Annotated in this window: 13 protein-coding genes; 6 read left to right on the top strand and 7 right to left on the bottom strand. The window is 72.1% G+C overall.

The window, feature by feature from the left end; genetic code table 11:
- Entirely contained in the window at window positions 1-2,025 is a 2,025-nt protein-coding gene (locus tag R2737_09135) for an alpha/beta-hydrolase family protein (GenBank protein MEZ5116418.1), read from the top strand.
- Between the two features lie 15 nt (window positions 2,026-2,040).
- Here R2737_09135 and R2737_09130 read toward each other — a convergent pair whose 3' ends face one another.
- Window positions 2,041-2,700 carry a hypothetical protein gene (locus R2737_09130; protein ID MEZ5116417.1) on the bottom strand — a complete coding sequence of 220 codons (660 nt, stop codon included), beginning with the start codon at window positions 2,698-2,700 and terminating at the stop codon, window positions 2,041-2,043.
- Window positions 2,701-2,977: 277 nt separating this feature from the next.
- Between R2737_09130 and R2737_09125 the strand changes: the two genes are divergently transcribed.
- Window positions 2,978-3,382 carry an SHOCT domain-containing protein gene (locus tag R2737_09125; GenBank protein MEZ5116416.1) on the top strand — a complete coding sequence of 135 codons (405 nt, stop codon included), beginning with the start codon at window positions 2,978-2,980 and terminating at the stop codon, window positions 3,380-3,382.
- A gap of 34 nt (window positions 3,383-3,416) precedes the next feature.
- Here the strand turns inward: R2737_09125 and R2737_09120 are convergent, their stop codons facing one another.
- Entirely contained in the window at window positions 3,417-3,863 is a 447-nt protein-coding gene (locus tag R2737_09120; protein ID MEZ5116415.1) for an extradiol dioxygenase, read from the bottom strand.
- A 64-nt stretch (window positions 3,864-3,927) separates the two neighbouring features.
- On the opposite strand from R2737_09120, the gene R2737_09115 reads away from it, so the two are divergent.
- The 3 genes from R2737_09115 to R2737_09105 all read left to right on the top strand — a co-directional run bounded on the left by R2737_09115 (window position 3,928) and on the right by R2737_09105 (window position 7,395).
- Window positions 3,928-5,118: a Bcr/CflA family efflux MFS transporter gene (locus tag R2737_09115; GenBank protein MEZ5116414.1), complete on the top strand. Its 1,191-nt coding sequence runs from the start codon at window positions 3,928-3,930 to the stop codon at window positions 5,116-5,118.
- A gap of 138 nt (window positions 5,119-5,256) precedes the next feature.
- Window positions 5,257-6,873, top strand: coding sequence for a DUF222 domain-containing protein (locus R2737_09110; GenBank protein ID MEZ5116413.1), 1,617 nt, complete (start codon window positions 5,257-5,259; stop codon window positions 6,871-6,873).
- A gap of 81 nt (window positions 6,874-6,954) precedes the next feature.
- Window positions 6,955-7,395: a YdeI/OmpD-associated family protein gene (locus R2737_09105; GenBank protein MEZ5116412.1), complete on the top strand. Its 441-nt coding sequence runs from the start codon at window positions 6,955-6,957 to the stop codon at window positions 7,393-7,395.
- Between the two features lie 201 nt (window positions 7,396-7,596).
- Here R2737_09105 and R2737_09100 read toward each other — a convergent pair whose 3' ends face one another.
- From R2737_09100 to R2737_09080, 5 genes are all read right to left on the bottom strand, one after another.
- Entirely contained in the window at window positions 7,597-9,171 is a 1,575-nt protein-coding gene (locus tag R2737_09100; GenBank protein MEZ5116411.1) for an HIT domain-containing protein, read from the bottom strand.
- A 161-nt stretch (window positions 9,172-9,332) separates the two neighbouring features.
- A complete protein-coding gene (locus R2737_09095; GenBank protein ID MEZ5116410.1) occupies window positions 9,333-9,746 on the bottom strand; it encodes a hypothetical protein in 414 nt (137 codons plus the stop codon).
- A 168-nt stretch (window positions 9,747-9,914) separates the two neighbouring features.
- Window positions 9,915-12,815, bottom strand: a complete 2,901-nt coding sequence (locus R2737_09090; GenBank protein MEZ5116409.1) for a vitamin B12-dependent ribonucleotide reductase — start codon at window positions 12,813-12,815, stop codon at window positions 9,915-9,917.
- Between the two features lie 95 nt (window positions 12,816-12,910).
- A complete protein-coding gene (nrdR, locus tag R2737_09085; GenBank protein MEZ5116408.1) occupies window positions 12,911-13,414 on the bottom strand; it encodes a transcriptional regulator NrdR in 504 nt (167 codons plus the stop codon).
- Window positions 13,415-13,751: 337 nt separating this feature from the next.
- On the bottom strand, window positions 13,752-14,144 hold the full coding sequence (locus tag R2737_09080; protein ID MEZ5116407.1) for a LysM peptidoglycan-binding domain-containing protein: 393 nt from the start codon (window positions 14,142-14,144) through the stop codon (window positions 13,752-13,754).
- A 258-nt stretch (window positions 14,145-14,402) separates the two neighbouring features.
- Here R2737_09080 and lexA point away from each other — a divergent pair, with 258 nt between their 5' ends.
- The gene (lexA, locus tag R2737_09075) at window positions 14,403-15,170 is read left to right on the top strand and encodes a transcriptional repressor LexA (protein ID MEZ5116406.1); all 768 of its coding nucleotides are present in this window, start codon (window positions 14,403-14,405) and stop codon (window positions 15,168-15,170) included.
- The last annotated feature ends 9 nt before the right edge of the window (window positions 15,171-15,179 follow it).

Below are 15,179 nucleotides of genomic sequence, written 5' to 3'. Positions count from 1 at the left end.
GTGTCCACCGTCGACCGCCACCGCTTCTACTCCGCCGGCCTGGACGTCTCCAGCCGCGCCGGGTTCCTGCTCGGGTCGTTCCTCACCGGGCTGTCGTTCCAGCCCAACCTGCTCTCACGCGGAACCCGCGACCAGGCGATCATCAACGGGGTGGCCGCGGGGGCCGGGTACGCGTGGGGCACCACCGCGCACTCCTTCCTGCGCTCGACGGCCGACCGCCTGCCCGCCGCGGGCCGCTCCCCCGCGGCCCGGGTGGCCGCGGGGGCGACCATCGACGCGCTCGCGGTCCTCGTCGGGACCGGGATCCAGCGGGCGGTCCCGCCGCGGGAGCACGAGTCGTCCCGCCGCGCCCTGGTCCGCCTCGGAGCGGTCGGGCTGACGGCCGCCGGGGCCGCCGGGCTGGGCGCCGACCTGCTCGAACCGACCCGCGGCCGGGCCGGCTTCCACGCGGTCGGGCTGCTGGCCGCCGCGGGCGCCACGGTCGGTGGCTACCTGCTGACGAAGCCCGGCCGCTCGACCGCCGGGTCGGTCGGCCCGGACGGAACCGACGCACACGAGGACGTGGTGCGCTCGGTGTCCGGCCCGAAGGCTCTCGCGTCCGGGCTGGCGGTGACGGGCATCCTGTTCGGGGTGGCACGAGCGGAGTCCGCCGTGTCGTCCGCGGTGGCGCGCGGTGCCGCCGTGGTCCTGGGCGGGTCGCCCGACGACCATCGCGCGGTCGGGCGCCTGGCCGCGGCCGCGGCCCTGGGTGCCGTCGGCTGGGGTGCGGTCGCTGCCGCGTCCACCCTGCTGACCCGGGCCGGGACCGGGCTGGAGGCCGCCCACGAGGACCCGCCGACGGTGCCCGAGGTCACCGGCGGCCCGGGTTCGCTGGTCCGGTGGGCCGACCAGACCCGGGAGTCCCGTCGCTGGCTGACCATGACCCTGGCCCCCGGGGCCATCGAGGAGGTCATGGGCGAACCGGCCCGGCAGCCGGTGCGGGTCTACGCGCCGCTCGAGGCGGGGACCTCCGCGGAGGAGCGCGCCGAGCTGCTGCTGGCCGAGATCGACCGCACCGGGGCCCTGGACCGTCCGGTGTTCGCGTTGTTCTCCCCGACCGGGTCCGGCTACGTCAACTACGTCGCCACCGAGACGCTGGAGTACCTGACCCGCGGGGCCTGCGCGTCCGCCGCCATCCAGTACTCCGTGCTGCCGTCGGCGCTGTCGCTGACGAAGGTCGAGCTCGCGACGCACCAGACCCGGATGGTGATGAACGGGCTCGTCGCGCGCCTGCTGGAGCGCTCCCCCGAACGACGACCCCGGCTGGTGATGTTCGGCGAGAGCCTCGGGTCCCAGGTGAGCGAGGAGATGTTCCGCGGCACCGGCGTCACCGGGCTCGAGGGGGTGGCGCTCGACGCGGCCCTGTGGATCGGTACGCCGGCGTCCACGGTGTGGCGCAAGGAGCTGTGGGGCACGCGGACGGTCGCGGAGCCGCCGGAAGTGGGGCCGGGGCGGACGTACCTCCCACGCGCCGTCCGCGACTGGCGGGCGCTCCCGGACGAGGATCGCGCCCGGGTGCGGTTCCTCCTGCTGCAGAACGGAGACGACCCGGTGCCGAAGTTCGAGCCGCCGCTGGTCTGGCGGCGGCCGGACTGGCTCGGCCCGGACGACCTGCGCCCGCCGGGCGCACCCCGCGGCACCCGCTGGCTGCCCGTCGTCACGTTCGTCACCACGTTCATCGACCTGCAGAACGCCCTGGTGCCGACCCCCGGCATCTTCCAGGAAGGAGGCCACGACTACCGGCGGGAGATCCCCGAGGCGATGCGCCAGGTGCTCGGGCTCACCGCGACCGACGAGCAGATGGACCGGGTGCAGCAGGCGCTGAGGGAACGCGAGCTGCGGTGGGAGGTGCGCCGACGCTGGGCGGCGGCCGAGGCGACCGCGACGACCCACCGGGCGGCGGCGGAGGACAAGGTGCTGCGGGACGTGTCGCAGTGGGTCGGCCGACCGGTGGACCGGGAGGAGATCCGGCGGATCACCGCGTGACCACCGGCGGCGCCGCTACAACTCGTTGATCGCGCGCGCCACCACGAGCCCGATGATCGCCAGGGACAGTGCGGACTCACTGATCAGCCACAGCTTCGACCAGTGGCGCACCGCCGACACGTCGGTGGGACCGAACGCGGTCCCGGTGGAGAACGACAGAGCCAGGTAGTCCACGAACTGCGGGTACCACTCCGCGTACGCGGGGTCGTCCAGGGAGTGCTCGGGGAAGCGGAAGGCGGGCAGTCCGCGCAGGGTGCCGTTCGCCCGGGCGGCGGGGCCGCCGGAGTCCAACTGCCAGTACCACAGGGCGTACGCGATGACCATCGTCACCCAGACCACCGCCCCGATCGTCAGGAGCTCGGCGGCGTCGGTGAAGTCCGCGTCGGTGAGGATGCCGACCACGAGACGGACGGCGGACACGGCCGCGGCCACGGTGATGGCGGCGACCATGACCCCGGTGGTCACCCGCAGCCACCGACGCTCCCGGTCGATGCGGCCGGGGTCGCCCAGGATGAGCACCACGAGCAGCCCCAGCAGGAACGCGGGGTAGGCCCACACCGCGGCCTCGGTCAGCCGGAAGTCCGGCGGGAGCACCAGATACAGGCCGGCGGCCACCGCCACCGCGAGCGCCATCGGGAGGCGTCGCTCGCCCTGGCGGGCGGCTGGACCGGTCACGGCCTTCACGCTAGGGCTCCGAGCACCGACGGGAGGGTCCCGACACGAGGGACACCGGCGCGCTTCGACGCCGGACTCCGCCGTGACCCCGGCCGTCCGCCCACGCTGCGGGAGAGCGCGGCGTGATCGGCGGCCGTGCCGGCGCCAGATCCTCCCGATGGCGCGACCGGGGCGCAGGTCACCCGGACCGGATGATCCGCCGGAGCCAGTGCCCGGCTGAGACTGCTGGACGGGAAGCCCGACCGTCTGCCGACGGCGCCTCGAGAGAAGGAAGACCATGTTCGACGACAACGGCTCGTTCCTGCTCGCGCTGTTCGAGTTCTTCGTGTTCTTCGCCTACCTGATGTGCCTGTTCTGGATCTTCGGCGACCTGTTCCGCAGCAGGGACGTGGGCGGCTGGGGGAAGTTCCTCTGGACGCTGTTCATCATCGTCGTCCCGATCCTGGGCATGCTGGTCTACCTGATTGCACGGGGCGGCGGCATGCAGCAGCGCGCCGTGGACGCACAGAAGGAGATGCAGCAGCACCAGATCGAGTACGCCCGCGCGGTCGTGGCGGCTCAGGACGGCGGCAGCGCGACATCGGCGACGGACCAGATCGCCTCGGCGAAGTCGCTGCTCGACTCCGGCGCGATCACGCAGGAGGAGTTCGACTCGCTGAAGGCGAAGGCCCTGTCGGCCTGACCGGACCGGCGCGTGGGGAGCCGGCTACGGCTCCCTACGCGTGGTCGTGCTCGTCACCCGGCAGCGACTCGTAACCCGCGAACCGGTCCGCCAGCTCGCCCACGTGCCGGCGGACGTCGTCGTAGGCGGCCACCGCGGTGTCGTGGCGCGGCTCGTACAGACCCATCCGGGCGCCGCTGGGGAGTACCAGCGAGGTGACCAGGCCCCAGTCCTTGTCCTCCGGGGGGCCCTCGAACACGGCGCCGCGGGCGGACAGCTGGTTGACCGCGTCGGTGAGGTCGTCGCACATGAAGTACAGCGCGATCGACGGGTCGTGCTCGGTGGGATGGGCGGCCATCTCGCTCGGCGGCAGCCGGAAGATGAGCCAGGAGTCCTCGCCGCCTGCGGCGGGGACGTGCGGCCAGCCGAGGACGTCCCGGAGGAACGCGCGGTCGGCCTGTGCGTCGTTGCTGTACAGAAGTACGTGGGCGCCCGTAATCACGGCCCCACCGTAGCCCCGGTCGTCCCGCGGCGGGAGGGCCACCCTGCGCGGCTAGCGTTCCGTTGTGCCCGCCCGCCGGTCGTCGCCGTCCTTCGCGGTTGTCGCGCTGCTGGCGGGTGTGGGTCCGCTGGCCACCGACATGTACCTGCCGACGCTCCCGGTGCTCGGGTCGGACCTGGGCACGTCGGCGGCCGGGGCACAGCTCACGCTGACGGCGTTCATCATCGGGATGGCCGCAGGGCAGGTGCTGCTGGGGCCCTTCATCGACGCGACCGGCCGCCGGGCGTTCGCCCTGGCAGGTCCGGCCGTGTTCGCCGCGTCCTCAGCGGTGTGCGCGGTCACCGCTTCCGTTGGCGTGTTCCTCACCGCCCGGGGCGTGCAGGGCCTGGCCGCGGCGGCGGGGATGGTCGCGGCACGCGCTGTGGTGAGCGACCAGTACCGCGGGACGGAGGCGGCGCGCCGGTTCGGGATGCTCTCGTCGATCATCCTGCTCGCGCCGATCGTGGCGCCGATCCTGGGCGCGGCGATCCTCCTCGTGGGCACCTGGCGGACCATGTTCGCGCTGCTGGCCGCGGTCGGCGTGGCCCAGGTGGTCGGCGTGCTGACCCGGGTGCCGGAGACGCTCCCTCGCGCGGAGCGGCACCCGGCGTCGCTTCCCGCCACGGTCGCGCGGATGGGGAAGCTGTTGCGGGACTGGAACTTCAGCGGTCACGTCCTCGTGCAGAGCCTGGCCATCATGGGCTTCTTCAGCTACATCGGCGGGTCGGCGTTCGCCCTGCAGGACGGGTACGGGATGGACGCCTCGACGTACGGGCTGGTGTTCGCCGGCAACGCCGTGTTCATGGCCGCGTCCAGTGCCGCCATGACGCGACTGGTCGTGCGGTTCCGCGTCGTGCGGCTGCGTGATGCCGGGCTCGTGCTCGCTTCACTCGGTGCCGTGGTGCTGCTCGTGGCCGTGGTGGCGGCCCCAGACCGCCTGCCGCCGCTCTGGAAGGTCCTCGCGTGCCTGCCGCTCGTGACCGCGGGCATGGGCCTGGTGATCCCGGCGTCGATCACGATCGCCCAGGAGGCCGGCCACTGGGCCCGTGGGACCGCGGCCGCGCTCCAGGGCGGCATCTCCTTCACGTGCGGGGCGCTCGTCACCCCGCTGACCGGCCTCGCTCCCGGTGCCGCGCTGCCGGTGATGGCGGGGGCGATGGCCGGCTTCCTGGTCCTGGCCGCAGTCGCCGCGCGGTTCGCCCCCGATCCCCGCTGACCCGTCTCCGGCGTCTGCCCCCGGCGCCGCTTCTTGTTGGGGGACAGCGATTTTCTCCTGACGACCTCTTGTGTTGCCGGTGCTGGTCGACTAGACTCGTACGTATGTTCGACCGCCTCTCTGGTACCCGCTCCGTCGGTGTCGCGCGCCTCGGACGCGGCGCTGCTGGCCGACGCGGTGGCGGCGGGTCCGGGTGCGGTGGCGGTGGGGCTGCTGGAGCGGATCGACCCCTCGGTGTTGGACGAGGGCGACCGGGTGTCGTTCATGACCGCGTGGCAGGCGGTCTCGGCGTGGGCCACGGCGCGGTCGTACGCGGCGATGGTTCCGGTGGTCGGTCCCCGGGAGCTGCCCAGCGCGGAGTCGACCGGTTCGCCGGAGGTGGTGTGCGAGGAGTCGGTGGTCGCCGAGGTCGCCGCGGCGTGTCGGCTGTCCACGTCCGCGGCGACGGATCGGGTGGTGACCGCGCGGTTCCTGGCCGGGCCTGGTGCCCCGGTCGCTGCGCTGCTGGGCGCCGGGGTGTGGTCGTTCTCGCATCTGCGGGTGGTGCAGTGCGAGACCGCCGGCCTGCCCGCTCGTCTGGCCGCCGCGGTCATCGCCGAGGTCGCCGCGGCGTCGATGCCCGGCGCGGACGGGACGCCGTCACGGCTGGACGGCGAGACCCCGGGCCGGCTGCGGCAGCGGGTCCGGCGCACCGCGCTGCGCCGGGACCCCGCCGCGGCCACGGCGCGGATCGAGTCCCGGCGGCGGGAGCGGTCGTGCCGCATCGGCGCGGAGGCGGACTTCCGGTCCCGGCTGACCGTCGACGGTCCGCATCCGATGATCCGGTGGGCGTTCGCCCAGTTCGACGCCTGGGCCCGGCACCGCCAGACCCTGCTGAAGGGGGCCAGCCCCGCGGACCGCGACCACATCCTGGGCCGGTGCACCTGCGGTTCGCGTCCCACCCTCGGTGGGCGGCGCAGCGGCGGACGGTCCGGGGCCAGCGGTGCCGGCGTGGGCGACGGCGTCACGGACCGGCGCGGCGCCGGCGGGCACCGCAGCGGCGAGCATGACCCGGTGTGCCCGCAGCACGTGGACACCTCGCTCGAGGCGCTGCGCGCCGACGCCGTCATCGAAGCCGCCCGGCTGCTGGCCGCCGCCCTCCGCGACGAGCACGGTCTCCCGGAGACGGGTGCCGAGGCCGGTGCCGACGCGGACGCGGTCCCGGCGACCTCGACGCGGGGCCGGTCCTGGTCGCAGGCCGTCGTCGTCATCGACGCCCCGACCCTGGTCGGGCTGGCCGACGAACCCGGCTGGGTGCCCGGATACGGCTGGGTCCCCGCCCCGATCGCCCGGCAGCTGGCCGCCAACGCCGACAGTTGGCGCCGGTTCGTCACCGACCACGGCCGCCTGGTCGCCACCGGCAGCACCGGCTACCGGCCCAGCGACCGGCTCCGCGAGCTCGTGACCGCCCGGGACACCGTGTGCACCTTCCCCGGCTGCACCATCCCCTCCACCGCCACCGACCTGGACCACGTGGCGAACTTCGACGGCGCGAACACCACCGCCGCGAACCTGCACCCCGCCTGCCGGCGGCATCACCGGATCAAGACCCACGGCACCTGGACGGCAGCCGTGGATCCCGGCGGCACCGGGCGGATCCGCTGGACCAGCCCCACCGGCCACACCTACCTCCAACCCCCCGACCCGCTGTGGGACACCGGACCCCCCGCCAACACACCGGACACCCCCTGGACCCTCCGGTACGTCGCCGCCTGACGAGCATCACGACCGCCCTCGTCGACCCCCGCCTGTCCGGATGCTGGTGCCACGTGGTGCCGGCGGCTCTAGCCTGCGGCCATGCGTCTCACCGCTCACGTGCTCGCCACCGGCCGGACCACCGCGACGATCATCCTCAGCCAGGAGCAGGTGGACGCGATCCGCGGCACCCCGGGCAAGGCACGCGTGCCGCTCCGCATCACCTACGACGGGAAGGTCTTCCGCTCCAGCGTCTCGGTCTACCGGGGCGAGTGGATGATGGTGGTCAACAAGGAGATGCGCGACGGCGGTCTCGCACCCGGCCAGGACTACAGCGTCGACGTCGCGGTGGACACCGAGGAACGCACCGTCGAGGTGCCCGCCGACTTCGCCGCCGCGATGCGCAAGGCCGGGGTCCGCAAGGCCTTCGACGCGCTCGCCTACACCCATCGCAAGGAGCACGTCCGCGCCATCGAGGACGCCAAGAAGCCGGAGACGCGCCAGCGGCGCATCGACGCCGCCATCGCCAAGCTCGGGGGGTGAGAGCGCTACGACCCCTCCTCGAGGCCGATCGACTCGACAGGTCGACCTGCGGACGGATCGCGTTGCTCCGGGGCCCAACCGCGCGGAAGACAACTGCCTCGAGATCCGATCCTGGTGAACCAGCAGGCCGGCCCCGTCGTGGTGGACCTCCGCCCGTCGCGTGGACCACGCCGGGGCGACGTCGGTGGGGCGCAGGGGGCGTCAGGAAGCGAGGACGATCTGGAGGGTCGCCTCCCGTTCTGCCGTCGTCATCACCGTGCGGGGCCGGTTGCGGCCGTCCCAGAGCGGGAACCCCAGCGGGACGTCTGAGTATGCGGTCGCCGCCAGTCGAACCGTCCGCGCTCGGCCGACAGGCCAGCCGAGGTGTGCGGAGATGCCCTCCAACTGGTCGACGTCGCGCTCGAACCATCGCTGGACCAGCCGTGACGAGACCGGCCGGTCCACCTTGTCCAGGTTGCACGCACCGTCAGTGAGCACGAGGTTGTACAGGCTGTCCAGCGGGTAGTGGGCCCACGGCAGCACGTGGTCGACCTGGACGTTCGTGGTCAGGCGTCGCTCGCACCAGAAGCAGTCACGAACGCCGGCATCGGTCAGTGCGTCGCGGACGGGCGCCAGTGTCGCACGCACGACCCCGAACAACTGCTCGCGCAGGTTCTCCTCCAGGACGGACAGGCGGTTGATCTGCGCCACCTGCCGGGTCCACACGACCTCAATCGCTGGACGGAGCAGCGGTGCGGCGTCGGCGAGCCGTTGTGCTACGCCAGGCTTCAGCCGCAGGTGCAACTCCCCCGCGGCTCTCATGCTGACCGACTCTCCGAAGCCAGAGTCGTAGTACAGGAACCGCTCGAACTCGTCATGCACGGCAGTCCCGGGGCGCTGCAGCCGGGGAATCGGCTGCCGCGCCAGCGCGGTCGCGACCTCTCGTCGAGCCTGGTCCCAGTCGGCGGCGCGGAGCGCTCTGACCTGCAGTGGTGACAGTCCCCCCACCGCCTGCTGGAGGCGCGAGACCGTCCGCGGAATGCGCGCCTCGTTGGGCTGGCGGCCCGGGCCCGTGCCGCCGACTCGGTCGTTCGTCGACTGCCGCAGCCGGTGGAACCCGTCCGGCAGCCGGTAGTACTCAGCCAGTCGCGGACGAACCTGCGGCCAGTAGAGCTCCATGACCCGATCAGCGAGGTCGACAACCGCGATGTCGACCTCGGCATCAGCATCCGCTCCGATGGACGCCTCGACCGAGAGGTCAACGAGGGCCATCAGCAGCGCCGGCTTGTAGGTCGCCACCTTGGCGCCCTCCTCCACCAGGGCCAGCACCCGGCGAAGGAAAGCCGCATCCGGATGTCCTGGGGCCGACACTCCGTGGGCCGGCTCGGACAGCACACGCTCCGGAGCGGCGTCGGACCAGCGCAGGTAGTTGCCCCGCCCGGGAATCACATTGCGGACGCCACCGCGCGGATCCTCCACATCCCCGTGGTAGCGGGGCACCACGTGCACGTGGGCGTGATCGACGGTTTGACCTGCCGCCCACCCGGCGTTGAAGCCCACGTTGTAGCCGTCCGGCCGGGGATCCTGCTGGTCCAGCCTCTCCTTCACGCGGTCGATGAGGGCCAGCATCGCGAGCCGCTCCTGCGGTGTTGCGGCCCACCAGTCATGAGCATGTCGCCGTGTCACCACGAGTGTGTGTCCGGGACTGACCGGGAAGGCGTCGGCCAGCGCCAGCGCATACTCGTTCTGCGAAACCGGGTCCGCTCGGTCGCAGAACGGACAGCCAGGGTCCCCCATGCGTCCGAGAGTAGGACCCGAACGTCACACAGGGGCGACATGCAGCGCAGATCAGCTCGGGGGTTCCGTGCCGCTCGCCGTGCCCGCAGGGGTGCGGGACCTATGCCGGGAGCAGATGGTGGTCGCTCGCCCTGCTGAGTCCGCTGCACCGTTCGGTTGCTTCACGTTCGTGAAGGCTGCTCGAGCCTGCCGTAGAGAAGGCCGATGGCCACCGCCAGGGCCAGGATGCGCACCGCGTTGAACAGCGTCGCGATGAGGAAGTACCACCACGCATTGCTCGTTGCCGTCGCGAACTTGGCGGGGACCTCGACCACCAGCGTGACCACCACCAGTGCAACGCCGCTCAGCAGGAGGGACTTCACCATCGGTGTGCTCGACGGGATCCGGTCGATGAAGCGGACGAGGAAGAAGCTCACGAACACGCCGATCGCCAGGCCGCCGGCCAGCGCTTCCAAGAGCATGGGGACGTAGTCGATCGAGAGGGCCTCCCGATACTGCGCGGCCAGCGGAGTCAGCGAGATCGCCAGATTGGCGAGCCAGAAGGCCAGGCCTCCCGCGCCAGCCAGGAGCGCCACCCTTCTCCACAGTGCCTGTGATCGGGCCACGCCACTCCCCTCTCACCCGCGGGAAACGCTCGAGACGACAGGACGATGCGGCGACGACGGGACCATGCAGCACCGCAGCACGACTGAGGCCCGGACCACTCGGGTCCGGGCCTCACTCGCTCTACCAGCCCTACTTACTTACGAGCAGCCGCTGGTGCTGCCGCAGCCCTCGCACACGTAGCAGGAGCCGGCCGGGCGCATCTTGATCCCGCAGGTCAGGCACAGCGGGGCGTCGGACGCGGTCCCGGTGAGGACCTCCAGCAGTTCCGCCGACGAGTGCGCCTCGCGCGGCGCCGGGTGGGCGCCGGCCGGGGTCGCATCCGCGGACGGCATCGGCTTCTCCACCGGAGCCGACTGCTGCAGCGCCTGGACGTCGACATCCGACTCGTCGTCGACCGCCGGGGCCGTCGAGTCGCCGCCGTACGTCGCGGCCACCGTGGCGGCCCGCTCCTCGGCGGTGAAGATGCTCAGCGCCGCCCGGTCGTCGTACGGCAGGTAGTCCAGTGCCAGCCGCCGGAAGATGTAGTCCATGATCGACTGCGCCATCCGGACGTCCGGGTCGTCGGTCATTCCGGCCGGCTCGAAGCGCATGTTGACGAACTTCGAGACGAACGCCTCCAGCGGGACGCCGTACTGCAGCGCGATCGACACGGCGATGGAGAAGGCATCCATCACACCGGCCAGCGTGGAGCCCTGCTTGCCGAGCTTGAGGAACACCTCACCGAGACCGTCGTCGGGGTAGGAGCCGGCGGTCATGTAACCCTCGGCACCGGCCACGGAGAACGACGTGGTGCGCGACGGGCGCGACTTCGGCAGCCGCTTGCGGGTCGGACGGTACTCCACCACGGTCGCCGGCTCGGCTGCCTCCACGGTCGCGTCGGCCTTCTTCGCCTTCGCGTCCGACAGCGGCTGCCCCACCTTGCAGTTGTCGCGGTAGATCGCCAGCGCCTTGAGGCCGAGCTTCCAGCCCTGGAAGTAGATCTCCTCGACCTCCTCGACGGTCGCCGTCTCCGGCATGTTCACCGTCTTGGAGATGGCACCGGAGATGAACGGCTGCACCGCCGCCATCATCCGCACGTGCCCCATCGGGGAGATCGACCGCTCGCCCATCGCCGTGTCGAACACCGGGTAGTGCTCGAGCTTCAGACCGGGGGCGTCGACCACGTGGCCGTGCTCGGAGATGTACTCGACGATCGCCTCGATCGTCTCCTCCGCGTAGCCGAGCTTCCGAAGCGCCCGCGGGATCGTCTGGTTGACGATCTGCATCGAGCCACCGCCCACGAGCTTCTTGAACTTCACCAGCGAGAAGTCCGGCTCGATCCCCGTGGTGTCGCAGTCCATCATGAAGCCGATGGTCCCGGTCGGGGCGAGCACCGACGCCTGCGCGTTGCGCCAGCCGTTGGTCGCCCCGATCGCGTTGCCGTCGGCCCACGCCTTGACCGCCAGCCGCAGCACGTCGCCGTCCAGGCTGGACACCGTGCGCACCGAGTCGGTGGCCGCGGCGTGCTTGCGCATCACCCGGGCGTGCGCCTCGGCGTTGCGCGCGTAGCCCTCGTACGGACCGACCACGCCGGCCAGCTCCGCGGAGCGCTTGTAGGCCGTCCCCGTCATCAGCGACGTGATCGCCGCCGCGAACGCGCGGCCGCCGTCGGAGTCGTAGGGCAGGCCGGTCGCCATCAGCAGGGCACCGAGGTTGGCGTAGCCGATGCCGAGCTGGCGGTACTTGCGGGTCGTGTCACCGATCGGCTCGGTCGGGAAGTCCGCGAAGCAGATCGAGATGTCCATCGCGGTGATGACAAGCTCGACCGCCCGGGCGAACCGCTCCGCGTCGAAGGTGTCGTCGTCCTTGAGGAACTTCAGCAGGTTCAACGACGCCAGGTTGCAGGAGGAGTTGTCCAGGCTCATGTACTCCGAGCACGGGTTGGACGCGGTGATCCGGCCGGTCTCGGGGTTGGTGTGCCAGTCGTTGATGGTGTCGTCGTACTGGATGCCCGGGTCGGCGCAGGCCCACGCCGCCTCGCACATCCGGCGGAACAGCGCCTTCGCGTCGACGGACTCGATGACCTCGCCGGTCTTGCGCGCGGTCAGGCCGAACGGCTCCTCGTTCTCCACCGACCGCATGAACAGGTCGGACACCCGGACCGAGTTGTTGGCGTTCTGGTACTGCACCGAGGTGATGTCCCGGCCGCCGAGGTCCATGTCGAACCCGGCGTCGCGCAGGACGCGGATCTTCTCCTCCTCCGACACCTTGGTCTCGATGAACTCCTCGATGTCGGGGTGGTCCACGTCGAGGACGACCATCTTCGCCGCGCGCCGGGTGGCGCCGCCGGACTTGATCGTCCCCGCGGACGCGTCCGCCCCGCGCATGAACGACACCGGGCCGGACGCGGTGCCGCCGGAGGACAGCAGCTCCTTGGACGAGCGGATCCGCGAGAGGTTCAGGCCGGCGCCGGAGCCGCCCTTGAAGATCAGCCCCTCCTCGCGGTACCAGTTCAGGATCGAGTCCATCGTGTCGTCGACCGACAGAATGAAGCACGCCGAGACCTGTTGCGGCGCAGTGGTTCCGACGTTGAACCACACCGGGGAGTTGAAGGAGAACACCTGGTGCAGCAGCATCCAGGTCAACTCGTGCTCGAACACCTCGGCATCGGCCTCGGTGCCGAAGTAGCCGTGCTCGCGGCCCGCCTTGACATAGGTGAGCACCACGCGGTCGATGAGCTGGCGCAGGCTCCACTCACGCTGCTCGGTGCCGACCGCGCCGCGGAAGTACTTCGTCGTGACGATCGTCGACGCGTTGACCGACCAGAAGTCGGGGTACTCCACACCGCGCTGCTCGAAGACGATGTCGCCGGTCTTCCAGTTGGTCTGGACGACGTCGCGGCGCTCCCAGGTGACCTCGTCGTACGGGTGCACGCCGGGCGTGGTGTACAGCCGCTCGATGGTCAGCCCGGTGCGGTGCACCGACAGGTCACCGCTGCCGGTCGCCTGTGGTGCGGGGGCCTCGGGCGTGCCGTGCGGGCCGCTGGCGGTCTCGGTCATGCGTTCTCGCCTTCCTCATCGGGGTGAACGTCGTGCGGGGGGCCGGTATGCCGGCGCGGGCGGGTCGGTGGGGACGGTGCGGGGTGCTGCAGGGGCTACGGAGCGGGGTCGGTGGACACCGGGACCGGGGCGGGCGGCTCCTCGCCGGTGGGCTCGTGCTCGGCTCGGAGCAGGGCGATCTCGGCCTCGAAGTCGTCGAGGGTGTCGAACGAGCGGTAGACCGAGGCGAACCGCAGGTAGGCGACCTCGTCCAGCTCGCGCAGCGGGCCGAGGATGGCCAGGCCGACCTCCTGGGACGGCACCTCGGCCGACCCGGTGGCGCGGACCGCCTCCTCCACCCGCTGGGCCAGCAGCGCGAGGTCGTCGTCGTCGACCGGGCGGCCCTGGCAGGCCTTGCGGGCCCCCGCCACGACCTTGGCGCGACTGAACGGCTCGAGGACGCCGGAGCGCTTCACCACGTGCAGGGTCGCGGTCTCCACCGTGGTGAAGCGGCGGCCGCACTCCGGGCACTGCCGGCGACGCCGGATCGCGGCGCCGTCGTCGGCGGTGCGGGAGTCGATGACCCGGGAGTCGTCGTGCCGGCAGAACGGGCAGTGCATCGGGCCTCCCCTCCCTCGTCCGGGTCATCCGGGTCACCGGCGGCGCCGGCCGGTCGGCTGCTCCTGGGGACCGACCTGGGGATCCCTTGGGGACAACCTGTGGCCCACGAACCACAACCTGTGGATGACTTACACGGGTGTAACTACAAGATGTGGGGGAACCGTAGACGTCGGAACCGACGGGCGCAAGACCCTCGCGGCATGTCGCGGAGATCGTCGGCGTGTCGCGTCACCGACACCGCCAGCGCCCCCGGACAGGCCGGGACATCGCGGGCGAATCGGGCGCGACCGGCCGCCCGAAGGTGCCGCGCCGGGCCCTCGATCAGCCGCGAGTCGATCAGCCGCGAGCCGGGACCACGATCGGCTGGCCGGGCACCACCAGGGACCCCTCCAGGCCGTTCAGCGACCGCAGCCGCTCCACCGTCTCCCGTGGGTCGGCCTGCGGGTCCACCGCCTCGGCGATGCTCCACAGCGTCTCCCCCGGCTGCACCACGACCAGCTCGGTCGCGGCCGGGGGCACCGCCCCGGTGGGCGCCTCGGCGACCGCGCCCACCCGGCCGAGCAGCAGTACCGAGGTGACCGCCAGCAGGGTGAGCACCGCCAGCGCCACCAGCCGACCGCGCCGGGTCAGCCGGACCGGGGCCGGCCGGGGGGTGCGGGCGGTGCGCGGGGTGGGGGCGGTGCGGGGGGCACGGGGTGCCGTCACCGGGGCCGCAGCCAGGACGCTCATGGGGTTCTCCCTCCGCCGGGTCGACCGCGACGCGACCGCTCGGCCGTTTCCCGCTGATCGAACATACGTGCTATCGTACGTCTGTGCGATTCCTACCACGTTCCGCCGACGGAGTCCAGACACGCGTCGAACACGTGTGTGAATTCCGCCGGGCCCGGCACTAGCCTCGGGATCGTGGTTCGGCATGCCGCCCACACTGCCCCGGGGGTCCGACAGTTCGACCCGGCCCCCGACCCGGCCCGACGAAAGGTGACGACCGTGGCCACGCGACGCACCCGCTCGAAGACCCCTGCGGCCGACCCGCCCGCCCCGAGCACGGCCGCGGACGGCACGGCTTCCGACGGGGCCGACCTGCACGAGCTGCCCGACGGACCCGCCGATCCGGACGGCCTGACCGCCCGCCAGCGCCGGGTGCTCGAGGTGATCCGCGACAGCGTGGAGCACCGCGGCTACCCGCCGAGCGTGCGCGAGATCGGCGAGCAGGTGGGGCTGACCTCCCCGTCCAGCGTCGCCCACCAGCTGCGCGTGCTGGAGCGCAAGGGGCTGCTGCGCAAGGATCCGCGTCGTCCGCGCGCCCTGGTCGTGTCCGACTCCGTGGCCGAGAGCCTCGGGGAGACCGTCGACGCGACCGGCAGCGGCGACCACCGGCCGCACCCGGCCTACGTGCCGCTGGTCGGTCGGATCGCCGCCGGCGGCCCGATCCTGGCCGAGGAGTCGGTGGAGGCGGTCTTCCCGCTGCCCCGCGACCTGGTCGGCGAGGGCGAGCTGTTCCTGCTCAAGGTCGTCGGCGACTCGATGGTCGACGCCGCGATCTGCGACGGCGACTGGGTGGCGGTTCGCCGGCAGCAGACCGCGGACAACGGCGACATCGTCGCGGCGCTGCTCGACGACGAGGCCACGGTGAAGACGTTCAAGCGGCGCGACGGGCACGTGTGGCTGATGCCGCACAACCCGGCCTATGCGCCCATCCTCGGCGACGACGCGCGCATCCTCGGCCGGGTCGGGGCCGTGCTGCGCAAGGTCTGAGCACGGCCA

The sequence above is a fragment of the Candidatus Nanopelagicales bacterium genome, from assembly GCA_041393815.1.
Lineage (GTDB): Bacteria > Actinomycetota > Actinomycetes > S36-B12 > JAWKJK01 > JAWKJK01.
This window is presented reverse-complemented; position numbering and strand designations above follow the sequence as displayed.